This window comes from Acidovorax sp. (assembly GCF_046339755.1).
Classification (GTDB): Bacteria; Pseudomonadota; Gammaproteobacteria; order Burkholderiales; family Burkholderiaceae_C; genus Acidovorax.
Genome location: NZ_JBKDTZ010000073.1, coordinates 30,712 through 48,219, shown reverse-complemented (window position 1 = coordinate 48,219; position 17,508 = coordinate 30,712). Strand labels below are relative to the sequence as shown.

At 62.2% G+C, this 17,508-nt stretch carries 18 protein-coding genes; 16 read left to right on the top strand and 2 right to left on the bottom strand.

The window, feature by feature from the left end:
* The 10 genes from ACK59X_RS05795 to ACK59X_RS05750 all read left to right on the top strand — a co-directional run.
* Window positions 1-346: hypothetical protein (locus tag ACK59X_RS05795; protein ID WP_409955946.1), on the top strand; the 346-nt coding region annotated here is incomplete at its 5' end.
* Between the two features lie 83 nt (window positions 347-429).
* Window positions 430-714, top strand: coding sequence for a hypothetical protein (locus ACK59X_RS05790; protein WP_409955945.1), 285 nt, complete (start codon window positions 430-432; stop codon window positions 712-714).
* Window positions 715-820: 106 nt separating this feature from the next.
* The gene (locus ACK59X_RS05785; protein WP_409955943.1) at window positions 821-1,327 is read left to right on the top strand and encodes a hypothetical protein; all 507 of its coding nucleotides are present in this window, start codon (window positions 821-823) and stop codon (window positions 1,325-1,327) included.
* A gap of 254 nt (window positions 1,328-1,581) precedes the next feature.
* Window positions 1,582-1,869, top strand: coding sequence for a hypothetical protein (locus tag ACK59X_RS05780; RefSeq protein WP_409955941.1), 288 nt, complete (start codon window positions 1,582-1,584; stop codon window positions 1,867-1,869).
* Complete coding sequence (locus ACK59X_RS05775; RefSeq protein WP_409955939.1) at window positions 1,850-2,494, top strand: AAA family ATPase; 645 nt, start codon at window positions 1,850-1,852, stop codon at window positions 2,492-2,494. Before ACK59X_RS05780 ends, ACK59X_RS05775 begins: the two co-directional genes overlap by 20 nt.
* A 394-nt stretch (window positions 2,495-2,888) precedes the next feature.
* Window positions 2,889-3,233, top strand: coding sequence for a type II toxin-antitoxin system RelE/ParE family toxin (locus ACK59X_RS05770; RefSeq protein ID WP_409955937.1), 345 nt, complete (start codon window positions 2,889-2,891; stop codon window positions 3,231-3,233).
* Window positions 3,233-3,556, top strand: coding sequence for a DNA-binding protein (locus ACK59X_RS05765; RefSeq protein ID WP_409955935.1), 324 nt, complete (start codon window positions 3,233-3,235; stop codon window positions 3,554-3,556). The genes ACK59X_RS05770 and ACK59X_RS05765 overlap by 1 nt, the downstream gene beginning before the upstream one ends.
* A 139-nt stretch (window positions 3,557-3,695) precedes the next feature.
* Window positions 3,696-4,760, top strand: coding sequence for a phosphoadenosine phosphosulfate reductase family protein (locus ACK59X_RS05760; protein ID WP_409955933.1), 1,065 nt, complete (start codon window positions 3,696-3,698; stop codon window positions 4,758-4,760).
* A gap of 547 nt (window positions 4,761-5,307) precedes the next feature.
* Complete coding sequence (locus tag ACK59X_RS05755; RefSeq protein WP_409955932.1) at window positions 5,308-5,454, top strand: hypothetical protein; 147 nt, start codon at window positions 5,308-5,310, stop codon at window positions 5,452-5,454.
* A 170-nt stretch (window positions 5,455-5,624) separates the two neighbouring features.
* Window positions 5,625-6,173, top strand: coding sequence for a hypothetical protein (locus tag ACK59X_RS05750; protein ID WP_409955930.1), 549 nt, complete (start codon window positions 5,625-5,627; stop codon window positions 6,171-6,173).
* A gap of 292 nt (window positions 6,174-6,465) precedes the next feature.
* Here the strand turns inward: ACK59X_RS05750 and ACK59X_RS05745 are convergent, their stop codons facing one another.
* Window positions 6,466-7,917: a toll/interleukin-1 receptor domain-containing protein gene (locus ACK59X_RS05745; protein WP_409955929.1), complete on the bottom strand. Its 1,452-nt coding sequence runs from the start codon at window positions 7,915-7,917 to the stop codon at window positions 6,466-6,468.
* A 402-nt stretch (window positions 7,918-8,319) separates the two neighbouring features.
* Window positions 8,320-8,844: a hypothetical protein gene (locus ACK59X_RS05740; RefSeq protein ID WP_409955927.1), complete on the bottom strand. Its 525-nt coding sequence runs from the start codon at window positions 8,842-8,844 to the stop codon at window positions 8,320-8,322.
* A 227-nt stretch (window positions 8,845-9,071) separates the two neighbouring features.
* Between ACK59X_RS05740 and ACK59X_RS05735 the strand changes: the two genes are divergently transcribed.
* The 6 genes from ACK59X_RS05735 (at window position 9,072) to ACK59X_RS05710 (ending at window position 17,284) form a co-directional block, all read left to right on the top strand.
* The gene (locus ACK59X_RS05735; protein ID WP_409955925.1) at window positions 9,072-9,632 is read left to right on the top strand and encodes a hypothetical protein; all 561 of its coding nucleotides are present in this window, start codon (window positions 9,072-9,074) and stop codon (window positions 9,630-9,632) included.
* Window positions 9,633-9,757: 125 nt separating this feature from the next.
* Window positions 9,758-10,633 carry a hypothetical protein gene (locus ACK59X_RS05730; protein ID WP_409955924.1) on the top strand — a complete coding sequence of 292 codons (876 nt, stop codon included), beginning with the start codon at window positions 9,758-9,760 and terminating at the stop codon, window positions 10,631-10,633.
* 274 nt (window positions 10,634-10,907) lie between these two features.
* On the top strand, window positions 10,908-14,612 hold the full coding sequence (locus ACK59X_RS05725) for an ATP-binding protein (protein WP_409955923.1): 3,705 nt from the start codon (window positions 10,908-10,910) through the stop codon (window positions 14,610-14,612).
* Window positions 14,599-15,276, top strand: a complete 678-nt coding sequence (locus ACK59X_RS05720; protein WP_409955921.1) for a hypothetical protein — start codon at window positions 14,599-14,601, stop codon at window positions 15,274-15,276. Before ACK59X_RS05725 ends, ACK59X_RS05720 begins: the two co-directional genes overlap by 14 nt.
* The gene (locus tag ACK59X_RS05715) at window positions 15,273-16,487 is read left to right on the top strand and encodes a hypothetical protein (protein ID WP_409955919.1); all 1,215 of its coding nucleotides are present in this window, start codon (window positions 15,273-15,275) and stop codon (window positions 16,485-16,487) included. Before ACK59X_RS05720 ends, ACK59X_RS05715 begins: the two co-directional genes overlap by 4 nt.
* Complete coding sequence (locus ACK59X_RS05710; protein WP_409955918.1) at window positions 16,484-17,284, top strand: hypothetical protein; 801 nt, start codon at window positions 16,484-16,486, stop codon at window positions 17,282-17,284. The genes ACK59X_RS05715 and ACK59X_RS05710 overlap by 4 nt, the downstream gene beginning before the upstream one ends.
* Window positions 17,285-17,508: the final 224 nt, after the last annotated feature.

Here is a 17,508-nt window from a genome sequence, read left to right as displayed (position 1 = left end):
GTACCTGCCGCGCGCGGCCTTCGAGGAAACATTCAAACCTGCGCCTGCACCGAGCTTTGCTCGTCGGCACGTCACAGGAGAGTGGCTTCCAAAGGATCTGCGCCTGCCAGCCTACACGGACGGCCGACGTTGGAACGGTTGGGCAATGCCGCACTTCGATCTCGAAGTCGCCAAGCAGCTGCTCGCCCACATGGATGACCTGCGCTACGACGCCGAAAAGGATGCCTTCGTCAACACCTCTGATGACGACGAGATCTTTGAGGCAACCACGGTGAAGGTCGACGCCATCTCCATCAAGGTCTATCCCATCGGCGCCGGATGCTGGTGCTGGTGCGAGGAAGACTGAATTCAGCCCACAGCTGAGCAAACCCCTGACGGGCATCCGTGCCCCAAAGGGGCCGGTGCTTGTCGATTTTGAAAAGGAAACACATGTCATCCTCTTTTGCGCGCCGACCCCACTTGGTGCCAGGCGTCTGGAAGTACCCGCTGGCGCAGGATGCTCAAGCCGAGCCCCCTGTGCCCTGCGACTTCAAGATCGGTGAGAAGGTCACCTACACGAACTGCAATGGTGTGGAGTTTCCCGACAAGGTCATCGCTGGGTTCGCCCCATCGGTGACCAACAGGCGATTCGTGTACCTAGACGCGGACGCGTGGTGGTTCCCGGTTGAACCGGCCCACCTCTCGCGTCCAGTCAGCGTGACTGAATTCGCCTGATCCCTGCAGCTGCAGCCCCGCCACGGGGCTCTGCCTGCGACAACCCCTGGAGGGCATTCATGCCCTTTGGGGCGGTGCTCTCCGTTTTTCATGGAGAACGAGAGAAATGAAGACCAGCAGAATGGAGCCTGTCGAGTTCAGCTCGATGAATGGACTGCCTACGATCGTTTGGCAGCGACCAGGCATAGAAGCCTTTGGCGAGCCGCCGATCGTCAAGGAAGTTCGCGTCTACGAGAACGACCAGGCGCGCGAAGTTGCATTCCATCGTGAGATGGACAACATCTTCGCCGCCGATGGGACCCTCAGAGGCGTCTGCTACTGCAGGGTGTCGACAAGACGCGGTGCGGTGGTGAGCATCCGGGTTCTGAAGAAGAGCGAACCTGGCCATGTCAGCACGTCCCTCATCGTCACTGGTGCGGACTTCCACAAGGTCTACGCACAGGTGATCGACATCGTCGCCACCGCGCGCCAGCTGCCTACCGAAGGCCCGATTCGCAAAGCGATGGAGGCCTCGAAGGCAGCGTTCATGGAAAGGTACCGTCTCAAGCTCACGGAAGTGCGCTTCGAGACGGCAGTGGAAATCGAAGCGGATCCTGCAGCGCCAGCTGCTTGAGCCCCATCGTGAAGCCTGTGAGCCCCCCTCGGGGCTCACAGCGCTTTCCGGAGCCCCCGGCCGCGTTTCAGGGGGCTGCGGAAAGCGATTTCCTCCCTCTGGCCTAGTGCCGGCGGATTCGAAGCGGTAGCTGGCCGTGCCCTTGGGCGAATCAGCAAAGCAACCCCGGGCCGCCAGGCCTGGATATCTCAACCCACCGGGGAAATCTCTCCCCGTATGGGAGAAGGTGCACCCGGTTTTCTTGAAACCCAAGTATGACCATGCTCCATTCGATTGATTGGAAGGCCGCTGACTTGACCGCTGCGCGGAAAGGCCGTAGCCTAAGGACCATGCCCTCACAAGCACCCACCATCCTCGGCCTGAACGCCGCGCAAATGACCAGCCTGGTCAAACGCGCAGTGAGCAACGCCGTGGCGTCTGACATCCGCGCAGGTATCCCTGTGACTGGCATGGTGGACGGACGGGTGCAAACGCTCGATCCCGCTGATGAACGCCTCGCAAAACACCACCAAGGTGTGAGCAGTGTCCATCCGGCGCAGTGATCCGAGCCCCCAGCCCACCATCACCGTTTTCGCGGGTCCCAACGGATCCGGCAAAACCTCCATCACGAACCAAATGGTTCGGGAGATGCATGTTGGCGAGCTGGTAAATGCCGACCAGATTGCAGCGGGGCTCGCCCATGCTGCTGGACTGGATGTTGCGACCACCGAGATGCAGTTCCAGGCCGCCCACGAGGCGGAGCGACGCCGGTGGACGATGATGATGGAGCGGGACTCGTTCTGCACCGAAACCGTGATGTCGGACCGCGACAGGTGGGCGACGTTCTTCAACCTCGCCCGCCAGTCGGGGTACAGCCTGCAGATGGTTTTCATCAGCACCCGAGACCCGGCGATCAACATCGGCCGCGTCGCGCAGCGGGTGCGCAAAGGTGGGCACCACGTCGATGCCGAGAAGATCGTGGCCAGGTACCACAAGACCCATGCATTCCTTCGGGAAGCACTGAGTCTCATGGACGCCGCTTTCATCTACGACAACAGCGATCCGGACACTTCCGATGGGCCCGTTCTCCTGATCACCATGTCTTCGGAGGATGGATTCAAGGCAGTAGTGCCTGTAGAGCAGATGCCTGCGTGGGCAGCGGAACTGGTGAACCCAGGTTCACGCTGAGCACCAGCTCCTGCATGCCACTCGGCCGCCTCGGCGCCGGGTGACCCGAAGCCCGCCCTACCCCTCCCCGGGGTTTGGCGGCGCTTTTCAAAGCCCCTGGTACCTGCCGGGGGCTCTGCAAAGCGATTTGAGACCACCAGCCTAGCGCTGGCGGAACAAAGCGGCAGCTGGCCGAGCCCCTGGGCGAATCAGCATTCAGCGGGCCTCAACAGCCCTCCACACCACCAACCAACGGCTACCGCCCTTGGATTTCACCCAGATGGGCTAGCCCATCCGGGTTGGCCCGTCTTCAACCTATGGAGATGGACATGATCAAAAAGCCCATGCGGCCAACACGCCACGCCGCCCAGGTTCTGCAGAATGGTCACGTATACGTTACCATTGAGGGCGCCTGATGCGAGTCGAGGAGTACATCCGCGAGGATGGGTCCAGCCCGTTTCGCGCCTGGTTCGATGCGCTCGATCGCGCTGCAGCCGCCAAGGTTGCTGTGGCGCAAGTTCGCATGCAACTCGGCAACACCTCGAACCTGAAATGGTTTCGGGGCATAGGCGAGTACCGCATTGACTGGGGACCTGGCTACCGGGTCTACCTTGCCAAGGATGGGGACACGCTGATCGTTCTTTTTGGTGGCAGCAGCAAGAAGGAACAGCAGCAAGGCATCGATGAGGCCGTGGCGCTTCACGAGGAGTACAAGGCCCGCAAGCGGGCTTTGAACGAACAGATGAAAGGAGAGCACTGATGGCACTCACACGCGACTTCCGCCAAACAGTCACCGAGCGCGCCCAGCGCGAACCCGAGTTCGCGAAGGCTCTGCTTGATGAGGCCATGACGATGTTCTGCCAGGGCGAACCCGAGGCGGCTCGGCTCATCCTGCGCGAGCTCGTGAATGCGACCATCGGATTCGAGCAGCTCGCTGCCCACATCCACAGGCCGAGCAAGAGCGTGCACCGCATGCTCTCTGCGCAAGGCAATCCCAGCATGGACAACCTGTCCGCCATCGTAGGGGCTCTGGCCCAGTCGATGACGGCGACCGTCGAAGTGCGGGTACTACAGCGGGCCTGATGGCCACCAGCGCCATGCGCTTGAGATAGCTTCAGGGGGAGCGCGTCCTTTACGGCCGCCGGCCTCCTTCACAACTCCAACCCTCGCGGGCACTGCGCCCCGTGGGGCGTGGTTCCGCGTTTTTTCACAAGGAATCACCATGGAAACACTACTGCCGGCACCGTGCCGCGAAGAGCAGGCAGAGGAGGATCAGCAATCATCACTTTGGGCAGAAGAACCGCAGGCACTGCAGTATCCGAGCGCACCAAATCTCGCGGACTACGATCGAATCATCGTGGCCTTTTCGGCGGGCAAGGATTCGCTCGCATGCGTGCTCCATCTGCTGGATTGCGGCATTGAGCCCTCGCGCATCCATCTCCATCACCACCTGGTGGATGGACCTGAATCCGACCTCATGGATTGGCCAGTGACAGAGGGGTACTGCAATGCGTTCGCCAAAGCTTTTGGCATGCCGATCAGCTACAGCTGGAAGGTCGGCGGGTTCGAAGGCGAGATGCTACGTGACGCTTGTGCCACTGCGCCGAATTCGGTTCCCTGCGGAGCCGGACGGATGCTGGTGGGCGGCAACGGCCCTGATGGAACGAGGTTGAAGTTTCCTCAGGTCAGCGCATCCCTTACGACACGTTGGTGTTCGAGCTACTTGAAGATAAGTCAGATGGACGCCTGGATCAAAAACGACCCGGTCTTTCTGTTTGGCAAGACGCTCATTATCACCGGTGAGCGGGCAGAGGAGTCAACATCGCGTGCGAAGTACAAGGTGTTCGAGCCCCACCGCTCGGACAACCGATTCGGCAAGCACGTCAAGCGCTTCGTCGACCACTGGCGGCCAGTGCACTCCTGGACTGAGCACCAGGTGTGGGCCATCATCCAGAAATACCGTGTGGTCGCGCACCCTGCCTATTGGCTAGGATATGGAAGATGCAGCTGCAGGCAATGTATCTTCGGGAGCAAGGATCAGTGGGCGACGGTCAAGATCATCGCACCTGCCCAGTTCCAGAAGATTGCAGACTATGAGCGAAGGTTTGGCCTGACCATCCATCGCACCGATAGCGTTGAGAAGCGCGCCGCCGAAGGCACTCCGTACAAACTCGATCCGTTCTGGGTCGAGGTCGCGAACAGCAAAGAATTCACCCTCTCCATCTTCACCGATGACTGGGTGCTTCCGCTGGGCGCGTATGGGGACGCTAGCTGCGGTCCAAGCTGATACGAAGCGGGGTGGCCCGCGCGTGTCTTGAACGAAGCCCGCATAGCCCCTCACGGGGGCTGTGCGGCGCTTTCCAAAGCCCCCACCCTGCCGGCGCAGTCCGGCGGCTTTGGAAAACGGTTCTCACCTCCACCGGCCTAGCGCCGACGGATTGAAGCGGCAGCTGGCCACGCCTCCGGGCAAAAGCAGCAATAGCACCTGGCCACCCGGCCTGAGATCCCACAACCCGCCGGGGGCACACACCCCCCGAATGGGTGATGGTGTGCACCCGGTTTTCCATGGAGCCCCATGCCACGAAAGCCCTTTGCTCCCACCAACAGCGCCAGCGGCGCCTCCCTGCCATCCGGCATCAACCGCGCAGGACCATTCCCCTCAGGGTGTCGTTCTGCATCTCACTTTCTGGAGAAACCATGCTTTCTACAAATCCCCGCAACGCCCCAGGGCTGGGCGCCTTCGCGAATAATTGCAGCCTCGGGTTTGCGACCTCGCGAGCCGGCCTGCCGCAGGGGTACATCGACCTGACGAATCAAGCCAGGCAACCCACCCCATGAGCAAGCGATTCGGCCACGCAAGTGGCCTCTACGCCGTTGGGTGCGACGAAGAAGCCTGCTTGCGCTACGGGATCAAGACCGATGGCTTGGCAATGTACTGGTGGCGTTTGCGCTGCTACGCATTGGGGTTCATCGGGCGCTGACCGCCTCACGCTCGCGACCGCCGCTCGTTGCGCTGCGCCAAGCCCCTCCGAGGCTGGCTCTGCGTTCGCGCCGGCAGGCCGACGAGGCACTGAACAACACGCGGCTCGCTCTTGCCTCACAAGGAAGGCGGGCTCTGCTTATCCCTTCACGAACCATGACACGAAACAAAATGAACCCGGGCCCTTGGGGCACGCACAACGGCAAGCCTTCCATCACCTGGTGGCGCGCCGGCGACCGTACCCTCGGAGAGCCCGCAACTGTCGAAGAGATCGTCACCTATGAAAGCGAGGCCGCGCGAGACGAGGCCTTTGTTCACAACATGAAGATCTTCGCCAGGAACGGAGCCCTGACCGGCACCGTTTACAGCAAACCCTCCCCGCCCCGGGGAGCGGTTATCAACATCTCTCTGCGCGGTCCTGGCCGCCAGACGTTCCGCAACTCGGTCACCGTCGACGGGCGGGACTTCAGTGTTGCCTACGCGAAGGTAGTGCAGCTCCTGGCCGAGCACTACTGCGTCCCTGAGGGCTCTCCCATCCGGGATGCCATGCTGGCCTCGGCCGAAGCCTTCCTCAAGAAGTCGGGGCTCCACCTGGTGGAGGTCAAGTACTTGCAGCCTGCGCCCCTGGCGGTGCCCACGGCGGCGCGCGAGCGTCGTGCCGGCACAGCATCGCCGCGCCAGCGTGAGTCCTCGGTTTACCGGGAGACATGCGCTGCCTGAGTTCAGGGTCCGGCGTTCTTGGCACTCCGGAGAGGGCCTGAAAACAGAATCAGGCCGTGGGCACCTCCGGGTGCCAGCGGCCCGTAGGCCCGCTTTAGCCACCTGCAGGGGCCTCTACCCCTCGGGAATCAAATGCAAGCCTGCCAGGCCCCTTCCGGGGGCTTGGCGCGGCTTTTCAAAGCCTCATCGCACGCTGGGGGTTTGAAAAGCTGCAGATCTCACTCATCCGCCGCCCCGATAGGGTTCCTGACCGCTGAGCGCTCTGCGCCAGCCGCAGTCACCTGACAGCTCACTACCCCGTCAGAGCTGCCACGTTGATCGCCTGCAAGAAGTTGAAGCGCCCGTGCGAACGCCCGCCGACTCGGTCCAGGTCGCCAAGAAGGCTTTCGGACACTTCAAGCTTGGCTTTGAGCTCAGCGCCGGAGCCCACACCGATGGCTGCCAGAATGCCATTTCGAGTCGTCTCGTCGGAGGCCCGCAAGAACACAGGGTGCCTGTTCCCATAAGGCGCATATATGCGCGTGCGTGGCTCCCAGTACGAAATCCAACCTTCGGTTGTCTCACGACCCGCGACCAGCGATTTCAGCGCAAGGAACACATCAGCCTGCATCATCTCATCGAACGATGTTTTTTCGGCAGAGCATCGTTCTTTAAGGAGGTCGGCTGAGACGGACACACGATTGAGCTTAAGCCGCTTATTGCGATCCTCATCGAGGGATCTGAGATAGGTATCGAAGGCAACAAACCGCGCCGTGGTTAGCTCACTTTGTCGACCGCGAACGACATAGGTCGCACCAACCAGACGGCGAAGCGTTTTCCAACGCTCGTTCCGGAGCAGCGCCGCTGTTTGGATTAGTAGGGCTTCCAGCGCGAAGAATGCATAAAGGTCGACCCAGCCAGGATAGAAGGCCCCAGTGCCTTCGGGTGGCCCAAAGTGCGCCGCAATGCCCTCCATCAGCTTGATGAAGGGACCAATCGCGGTAGGGTCATCGCCCGAAAACGCAGCCACGACTTCGACGTAGTCAGCGACCTGGTCCCTCAGCCCTTTGGTGCTGGCGATGGCCTGGTAGATACCCTCGTCGTAGTCGTTCCCCTCGGGAGTGACGTACAACTTGTCCAGCTCAGTCAAGACGCTTCTGAGGAAGAGTGTCTCCAACCCTTGACGGTTGGGCTTGCCGTCCTGGATGGCTCTGAGCGCCGCGCCCAACTCCCTGACGTAGCTCGTGCCGGGGTTGGAGACGAAGGCCGGCGCCCCTCCAAGCTTGGGCTTCTGATGAAAGGGTTGCTCATAGATGAGCCGCAGGAGTTCATCGAGCCCCGCTCCGTAACGCTCATCTGTCGACACATCGATGTAGATGAGGCCGTTCATGAAGACCGGCAGACACGGCTGACCGTCTTCGTCGTACTCGCAGACGAGCGGGATGAACTTGGTCTGCTGGACCTTACCGTAAAGCTCCTGCGAGATGATCTGCGACTCAGTACCGACTCCGCCGGCGCGCTTGTTCGCCTTCTCCTGGTACTTGCGGTCACAAACGACGAGCACCTTGAGCACGTCAGGGTCGACCACCATCGACTCCATGAAGACGTACTTGTCTTGCCCCGGCTTGAGGTCCCACTTGTCCAGAATCGCGTCAACGCCGTGATTGCGCAGTGACGTGGCCAGATCCATGACGAACCGCTCATGTTCGACGTTTGTCCAGCTGTACGAAATGAAAACCTTCGGGTGCTCAGTCGTTGCGCTCATGGTCTTTGGTCAGTTTCGGTCTTGTTGCTTGTATTCTCGCGTAGGCCAGCGCGCGTCGGGAAGCGCGGCCTCTCCCTGTGACTGCCGCTGGCGCTGCAGGGGCTCCATCTCTCAGGATCCAACGCAAGCTTGCAAAGCCCTTTACGGGGAGTTTGGCGCTGCCTTCATACCCTCATGGGCTGACGGGGTCTGGAGAGTGGCGAGCTAGGCCGCCCAGGCTCCGACATTAATTTGCCCCAAACCTTGTCGTCGGCTCGAACTCCACAACGACGCCCTGCGACCCGCTCAAATTGCGGCAGCATTGCTTTTGAACAGACGCATTGTGGGCAGTTTCGTCCTCATTGGCACATAGGTCGATTCGAACGCCGTAGCCATATAACGGGACGCCCGAGCGCTGCTCGGCTACTTTCCCCGACATTCTGCCAACTCACCCGTGTGCTTGCCGATCTCCTCAGGGGTGTTTTTGAGGGACGTTGGAGCATCAAAGCGCTTTTCACCACGCATCCGCATTGAGGAAGTGTAGGTGCCGCCGATCAGTACCCAGCGCCCGTTCTCATAGGCGAAATTATTCCGCACAACCGTCTTTTGAGCGGTCGGCGCAGTCTCCACGCTGACTTCCAGCTGTGCGGCTGCAGCTTCATCTGCGGCCTTTTCCGCTGTGCGTGATTCGAGGATCTCAACGAACGCGGTGAAGGGCCGCACCAACGACTCTGACCTGCGCACGTCATAAGAGATCTCTGCAGGAGTGAATGCGTATTTTGTCCAGGCCTGCGTCATGGAGTTAAAAGCGACCTTCGTTGCCGGCTTGGCTTGGAACGCAACCTTGCAGGTGTCTACTATCGCTTTGAACTCAGCCAGCGGATCAGATCCGAACGACGCCTGGTGGATGCTCAGGAGGAGAAGTGGGAGGAGTCGAGCGAAGTTCATATGTCTCCTGATTGCGCGATCATGGGTTCTGGTGCCCGATTATGGAAGGTCGACCTCGTGCACGTCGCCGGTCTTGTACAGCTGGCATTCAACATGACCTCACCCATTTGGGTGAGCTGGTCGCGAGAGCGGACGAACCGGCACAAAGTCGTTTGTGACTGAATGTTGCGTCCCCTATCATGACAGCCCTCGGCGTGCGACTTGAGCGCCAACAACCAGGAGATCCATTGAAACCTCGCCTCGCTTTCCTTTTGGGCGCCCTAGGCGCCCTCCTGGCCTCGCCGGTCCTGGCTCAGTCCGTCTACAAGTGCGGAAACACCTTCAGCCAGACCCCCTGCGCAGCCGACGCCAAAAAGATTGAGGTGAAGCCAGCAGTGGGCGTTGACTGCTCGGGGTACACGCACATGCTCTCCGAAGCTTGCCTCGGCAAGCCTTCCAGCGGGACGGCCAGTATCGACGAAGCTCGCGCCAAGGTGCAAAAGCAGATTGACGCAATGCCTCCAGCCGTCCCGCCCTCCAATGAGGCGATCGAGGCGAACAAACAGCGCTGTCTGACTCGAATCATGACCATGCTCAAGGATCCGGAATCCGCCAGGGTTGGCGCTGTGGCCCGTGCAAAAGGCCCCTCACCAGATTACGAGACGGCCAAAGGCTGGTTCCCCAGTGTGTCCTACACCGTGAGCGTCAATGCGAAGAACAGCTTTGGCGGATACACCGGCAGCAAACTCTGGATATGCTCCTTCGATGTCGCCGAGCAAGAGCTCTTGCGGGCACGCGCCATCGAGTAACGCACGTGCGATTTGCCTTGAAGCGATCCACCTACAGCGCGCTCCTTTCTACGGCTGGCCTCGCTCTAGTGTTGGCCGGATGCGGCGACCGACCCAAGGAAGCCGCGCCAGCCGACTTCGGCACCATGTCTGATGAACACCTGCAGAGCGAGGTCCTGCGGCTCAAGGGCACCTGCCGACAGTCGCAAGAGGATTCTGGAAAGCCTGGTTCGCCATGCCAGCTGCTCGCGCTCGCAGAGAACGCGGCGAAAGCGAAAGGTTGGTGCTGGGGACCCCAGGCAGCAGCGAATGTTGACATGTCCTGGATGCGCTGCGAGGAGGATGTGACTGGGCGCCCCGAGGCCGATGGAGTGTGGTTCGCTTCGACCAACTCTGGTGCCTGCCGCGAGACGTCCCTGGCCGAAGCGATCGGCAAGGTGCTTCCGCGCGAGGGCCCACCGAACGTGAAGACTTGGATCACCCCGGACCGCGTGTTCAATGTTTCCAACCGCTCCCGAGAGGGTGACGTTTCCTCGGTTCAGCTGTTCACCAGTTGCGGTGCCGCCCTTATGGCCCAGAGAGCCTATACCGAACGCCCGGATGGGGTGGCAGTGGCCGCGCCGCTTGGTTTTTCGTTGCTTGATGCTGCAGCTTACTTTGGATTCGACGCGCGCAACTGCAGCCGGTACTCCGTGGGTCGAGGGATCGGTTGCAACATGGCTTTTGCCGATGCCACTCGCGCGCCAATAACTCTAAACGGAGGATTTACGCCATGCACTGACGGGCGGGCGGCTCAGTTCGACTTTGACGCGAGAGAGATCCTGGTTGGCGTGACCTGTGTAGCCAGCGCCGAAAGCCAGGCGGCCCTCAGGTCAAAGCTGAACACAGCGCTCGGCCAGGCGAAGACGCTATCGTCCGGTAGCCTTCTTTGGACGATGGAAGGCTACTCGGTGAGGTCCTCTGAAGACGAAGTTCTCGGGCAAGTGCTGCGCAGGACGTCGGTTTTCATGACTGCCCGGTAGCCTCGCTGCATCAAGCGTGCGCGGCCCTGGGCTCACAGCCGCTTCCTTGAAGTTTGCCCAGCTGCGCTGCTGGAGTTGTCGACTCGGCCAGTTGAAACATTGACCTCACAGGGCAGTCCAGAGGATGCGCATGGGTCATGTTCCGCAGGACCCCCGGGGCTTGGGCGGGCACGCCACTTCGTTGCAGAGAACCTGGATATTCAACCAGTAGTGCGGTAAATTGCACGACGGACCGCTGTAACGCCGCCTCCACCACAAGAACGCCCCCTCACCCATGCCCTACCAGCTGCGCCGGACCATCGGCATAAATATCACAAATCCAACTACCGGCCTGCCATCGGGTCGGATCGCTGAGCTGGACCCGCGTGGGGGCGTGCTAGTGGTCGGGGAGAACGGAGTTGGCAAGACCACCCTCCTTCGCACCGTGCCCTTGTTCTACGGGGCTTCGCCATCCCAGGTGCTCAAAGGCTCCGGCCGCACCGCGATGATCAGCTACACCCTGCCCGATCCGAGCAGCGCCGTCGCCTACGAGTACGAGCGCGAAAACTCTGATCAGCTGCGCACCGTGGTCATGTACGCCAAGGAAGGCGAAGAGGTGCCCCAGTTTCACATCGTGCGCAGTGGCTTCCAGGAAGACCTCTTCTACGATGAGACCAACCACTTCGTGGACAGGCGGGAGTTCAAGGCGCGCGCCGAAGCCCGCGGCATCGAAGTCACCCGGCTGCTCAGCCTGCACGAGTACCGCAGCGTCATCCTGCACGAGCGTACCAACGCCAAGAATGCCAAGGAACTGATTGCATTGGCCAGACAGCACTCCCTCGGCCCTCGGTCCCTGCGCAACCTGCACCAGATCGCCGCCGCCATGGCGAACGAGACCATCAAGTTCCAGGACCTCAAGAACATCGTGCTGGAGCGCGTCTCCGAAGACCAGGCCTCGGAGTCGAAGCGGCCCAATGTGCGCGAGCTCAAGCAGAGCAAGGAAGCTGTGGCGCGCTGGATCGAGAGCCGTTCGCACATGGCAGACATCCTCAAGCGTCGGCCGGAGGCCGATCGCATGCGTGAGAGGATCACCCAGATAAAGGGGCTGCACCTCGATCTCTGCTCTCTCCACGTCGCGGTCAAGGGCGCTTTGGCCCAAGGCCGGCGCGAGACTGAGGCCCTGCTCGCTCGGCGCCACGAACAGGAGACCGCAGCCCAGGCGGTCCTGGCGCTGCTCACCAGCTCGATCGAGCAGGCGATCACCGCGAAGGGCGAGGCCAACCACTCGTTCAATGCGCACCGCACGATCGTGGAGGCGAACGCCCAGAAGCTGGCACATTTTGATGAGATCGACGCACGTGACCTGGCCGCAAAGCAGGCCCGCGAGCCGGAACGGAAACTGCAGCTGCTGGCACAGAGGGCGGAGCTCGACTCGTTGACGGCGCAGGCCGGCACTGCCAGTTCCAACTACGAGCGAAGCGTCCAGGAAGCGCAGCGCGCCAATGATGCGCAGGCCGCTGCCATTGCAGCAAGAGCCACCAAAGCCAAAGAAGAGCAAGCCGCCAAATCACTGCTCCTCGTCCGTGAGCGCGACGCGGCGCTCCAGAAGCGCACCGAGCCCCCGCGCCTCGCGGAGCTGGCCGCTGAGCGCAGAGCCCTGTCCGTCAAGGAAGGCGAGATCAGCGCCCAGATGCGCAACCCCGCACCTCGGCCCGAGACTGTTGACGCGCACGGGATAGCAGTGGCCACGCTAGATCAGAGCTTCGTTGACAGTGAGGCGGCCACAGCAAAGACCAGGGAAGCATTTCGAGTTCTCGAACAAGCCAGAAAAAGCGCTGACGATGCGCTGGCCACCGTGGATGGCCTCGAACGCAGCCAGGATGCCGCATTGAAGTTGATCGATGCCATCAACGCCGAGATGCGGCCGGAGCCCGGGTCCCTTCTGGAGTTCATCCGAGCGGATGGCGAGGCGATCTGGACCGAGGCCTCGAAGCTTCTCAACCCCGAACTGCTGCACAGGACCGATCTCAGCCCCCAGCTGCTGGCTGACGCAGTGGAGGATCTGGCGCCCGCGGGCTCCGTCATCATCGGAAACACCAGCGTGCAGCTCGGCCAGGTGGAGCCCCCTTCCTGGTACTCCATGGACGAAGTCCGGGCAAGGCTCGAACAGGCAAAGTCCAGGGCGGCAACCATCACCCAGAGGATGCAAGAGGAGTCAGCCGAGGCCAAGTTGCGATCAGAACTGCTATCCAAAGCCGCCACCGCACACGGACAGGCCCAGGCGTTGGAGGCGTTGGCCGTACAGGCTGTGAAGTCCGCTCGGGCCGAGCGTGACCGCTTGGCCGGCATCCTGGCGGCCGAGAAAAGCGCGGCGAAGGAAGTCGGCGCAGCCGAGTTGGTCAAGATCAAGGCGCTCGCTACGGACGTGGAGGATGAAACCAGCCGGATTCGCAAGGCATTCACCGACGAGGAGAAGGCCATCCGCGACGACTGCAGTCGTGCTGTTGGACAACTGGAAGCGGATACGGCGACAGCCCTTCAGAACATCACCGCAGAGCAGTCCGAGCTGGGCATCCGCACTGCCGCCACGCTGGCGCGACTGCGCAAGGACTACGACCTCTCTCTGCAGGGAATGGGGCTGGACCCGACCCGCATTGCCGCCGTGCAAGAAGCGGTCAATGCGCTGAGCAGGGAACTCGACCTCATCGCGATGAACCGCCACGAGGTGGCAGCTTGGGAGACGTTCTCGGCCACCACCCTGCCTAACCTCGAAGCACAGAAGCGCGAATTGGCTCGCCTCAAAGACCAGGCCGCCGAGGCCGACAGGGCCCTCTCCGACCTCCAAGAGTCCCGCGATCAGCGCCAAGCTGCCCTGAAAGAAGCGCTGCAGACCATCGACGGGGAGGTCGAGCGCCTGAAGGCCGATGCCGTCACGCTTGAGAAGCTGATCGTGGCCAGCCTGGGCAATTTCCTGGACCATGTCCCCGCGAGCGCGCATGCGGGCCGCTCGCTGCATGACCTGGAGCAATCGGTCACCCAGCAACTGGCGGCCCTTGGGGGCGAGGAACGTGCCCTGCAGGGTGAGGTGATTTCCCTGCGAAACGAGTTCCGCCGGCGGGCTGGGGGTCCTTCGGACTGGCTGGACCTCAAATCGCGCGAGCTGCCTGACAGGCAGACCCGCCTCTCGCACGAGTTCGCCTGCCTGGAAGCCCAGCAGCTGTGCGACTGGTTCGAGCCAATGGAGAGCGGCGACTATGTGGACCAGCTCAACAGCGAAATGAACGGCTTCTTCGAGAACGCCAATGCCTTCGTCACCCGCATGGACCAGTTCGATCGGTTGGTGACCGGCTTCAGCAGTGAGCTGGGGGCCGCATTGGGCCGAATCAAGCACTTCGAGCGGTTCAAGGACCTGGGCGTGAAAGTATCTTCGAGCGTTGGCCAACAAGCCTTCCTGAAGGTGCTGCGCAGGATGCAGGACCGGGGCTCGGGGGTTTCTCTCGTCGGCCGCTCCATCATGAGAAAGCGCCAGGACCTGCCCACGGAAGAAGACGCTGCCCTGGTGCGCGAGTACCGCGACATACTGCAGGTGGAGGGCGGCCTGATGGTCAACCTCAGTGAGCAGGTGCAGCTCGAATGCAGTCTGTACGAGAACGGCGTGCGGCGCTCGATCTCCAATGATGAGGAGTTCCGGGCGATTTCGTCCAACGGCAACTCCGCACTCATCACCGCCATGTTTCTGCTGGGATTCGTGCAGATGATCCGGGGCACTGCCCCCGTGAGCCTGGTGTGGGTCACCGACGAACTGGGCCGATTCTCCGCCAGCAACGTCGGGGCCTTCCTGAGCACCCTATCCGCCAATGACATCGACGTGATCAGCGCCAGCCCCAGTGTGGATCCGGCGCTCGCCCGCCACTTCCCGCGCCTGAGCATGTTCGAGAACACAGGGGCCATTTTTACGAGCGAGAACACCCAGCGGGAGCGCCACCATGAGCAAGCTTGAATCCGCCCTGAAGCAGTTGGCCAAGGGGAGCTTCGTGTGCCCCATCCAGTTCCCGGAGGAGTTCGAGGTGCTCAGCTCCGAGGCGGGCCGAAGCGGCGCCGAGGCCTGGCTCAAGGCGGTCGGCTACCGGCTGGCGCGCCTGAGCGAAGAAGGCGCGTTTTTCATGGCCTACGACGTGCCGACCTCTGAGATGCGCACCCGGCTGCGCGACGAGCTCAAGACCATTCGCAACCGCCTGGAGCCGTACGTAGGCTTTCTGGAAACGCTTCGCCAGGCCCAGGGTCGCAACCCCCAGCTACACGCGGGCGACGTGGTCTGGCTGACCGAGATCAGCGAGGCCGTCCGGGGCTCCACGATGCTGGATCGGCGATTGCTCGACATGCGCGAGCTCGCTGACGGTCGTGTCTCCGATGGCGGCGCCACGGTTCACAGAATCCAGCGCATGTTCAACATCCTGGTGGAGCAGGGATACCTGGTCGAATCGAATTTCGCGAGCAAGGGCTACACCTTCACGGGGAAGATGGACTACCTGTACCAGCTGATTGCCTTCATCGCCGAAAACACCCCTCACCTTTCGGATGATCAGGTGGTCGACCAGATGGATCCCCAGGCGCGACTGGACATGGCTGATGTGGCCGAACCCGCGCCGGACGCACAGCCATGACATCGCCCATCAAGGACGTTCTGAAGGTCCTGTTCCAGCACGCCGACGTCATTGAGGAGGCCCTGCAGGGCGTGATCGGGCGCGAGGGCCATGGCTCGGACGCCGCGATCATCGCGCTGCGCAGCGTAGAAGCGCTTCGCCCCGCCGGCGAGGACGGCTACCGGCTGCATCCCAAGCTGCGGGAGTTCCTAACGGACCATCTGCAGCTATTTCCTGCGTACCAGAGCCTCGCTGAAATCAGCTCCCGCATCGCCCAGGCCAAGCAACTGTGGGAGGAAGCACAGGATTTGCTCAGGGCGCGGGACACCGAAGGCGTCGAGACCATCGTGGACACGATCGAGTCCACCGTGTTCGACATCGCCGACAGCGTGGATCGCAACCTGCAGTACCTGCAGACCCTCATCTCCACGCGCTTCGGCAACGTGCGCACCCTGGAGGCCAAAAAGAGCCAGAACCGCTTCTACCAGGTGCAGACCAGCACCCTGGCCCAGGACATGGCGCGAATGTCCCGAGTGTTCGACACGATCGAGCAGCAAGCCAGCACCCGCGGCATGACGGATCTGGCGCGTTTCATCCGGGTGAACCTCTCAGCCCGCACGCTCGGGTGGCAGAACGCCATGTCCGAGATGCAGACCCACATCTCGCGCGAGATCTTCAGGATCCGCGAGGTGGAGCGCAACCACAAGCTGCTCGCGCGTCTGGATGTGTTCCTCCGCCAGCAGCCCATGTGGCGAGGCTTCGAGGTGGACTCGTCCAAGCCGGTGCCGGACTTCCTGCTGGCCGCGCGCCTGCCCGAGCTGGAGGCCCACGTGGAGCCACTGGACACCGACGCTCAGATTGGGGACGTGCTGGCCAAGGAAGCCTACAGCCTGCCGCCCAAGCAGGTGGCAGCGCCCCCGAAAGAGCCCCGGCGGTACGAGCGCATCGTGGACGCGCCGCGCGTGGAGAAGCCCTCTGACGCAACCCTAGCGCTGCAGCGGCTGGTTGCAGCTGCGCAGGCCAGCACCCAGCCCATGTCCCTGGCCGGGTGGCGACTTACCGACGACCTGGCCCAGACCATCGACGCGCACGTCTGGCTGGTGTTTGCCGTCCTGGCGCTGCGCGACCGCAGGATCGCCGTAGAGTTGGTGTCCAGCTCGCCCAGGCCCGGTGAGCGGTTTAGGCACTACTTCGAGGACGCCCGCGTGCTTCCACTTGGTGGCCCCTCATGAGCCCCCAGGCGGTCAAGTTCCTGCAGCGCCTGGTGACCGACGCGCGCACTGAGTGCAGGCTCGGCGAAGTCGCGCGCACGGTATCCACCACCGAGGGGATCGGCACCATCAAGGGAAGTCGGGTCATGTTCACCGCCGAGGACCACGCCAGTGCCGCCCACATGCTCAGGGCGCGGGGCTACGAGGTTACTGCGCCGGCCGCGCCTTTTACGCGCAGTGAGGCGCCGGCGGGGGGCTCGGAAAAGACAGGTGCCTTGCGGGTGTCCCACGACCTGGTCGCTTTGGTGCCGCTCGCCATCCCCGGCATCCGGATGCCACCGGACGGCTTCATGTCACTGCGGGCCGAGGCCGCGCTGCAGATGCCCTACGAGGTCTTGATTGTGTGCGAGAACCTGGAGCCGATGCTGAACCTAGGGCGCTACGGCTGGCTCAGCGGCTTCGTGAAGGGCAGGCCTGCGCTCGTGCTATTTCGCGGGGCTCCCGGCCTGTATCGAACCGATGTGGCCACTGAGTTGGTACGACGCGACCACCGGCCTACCCTCGCCTTCTTTGATTTTGATCCCAAGGGGCTATCGATGGCCGCCTCGCTGCCTCGCCGTGAGGCGCTGTGCCTGCCAGGCGCAGCAGAGCTGGAAGCTGCGGCGCGCGCAACCCGCAGGGTGGACCTGTTTTTTAACTCCTTCGCGACCTCGCGCGGGCACTTGGACCGCCTGGCGCAAGCCAGCGATATCGGCGTGGCATGGGAGCGAATGCAATCGCTGGAGCTCGGGCTGAATCAAGAGCAGTTCCCGGGGTGAGCGCCGAGGAGTTGGTCAGCAATCGGCCAAAAAAGCAAAAACCGGCCGAAGCCGGTCTTCATATGTGCAGAGGGCTCGCCTAAGCGGCCAGTGTCGAGGGTCGTGCCAAGCGCACATTGGCGCCGATATCACGCCCATCGCGGGGCTTCATCGGTACGAGCCGTCCCTCCCGAGCAGCAGAATTCAACGCCAAGAACGTACGGTTCACGCTCTCGGCCTGAAGA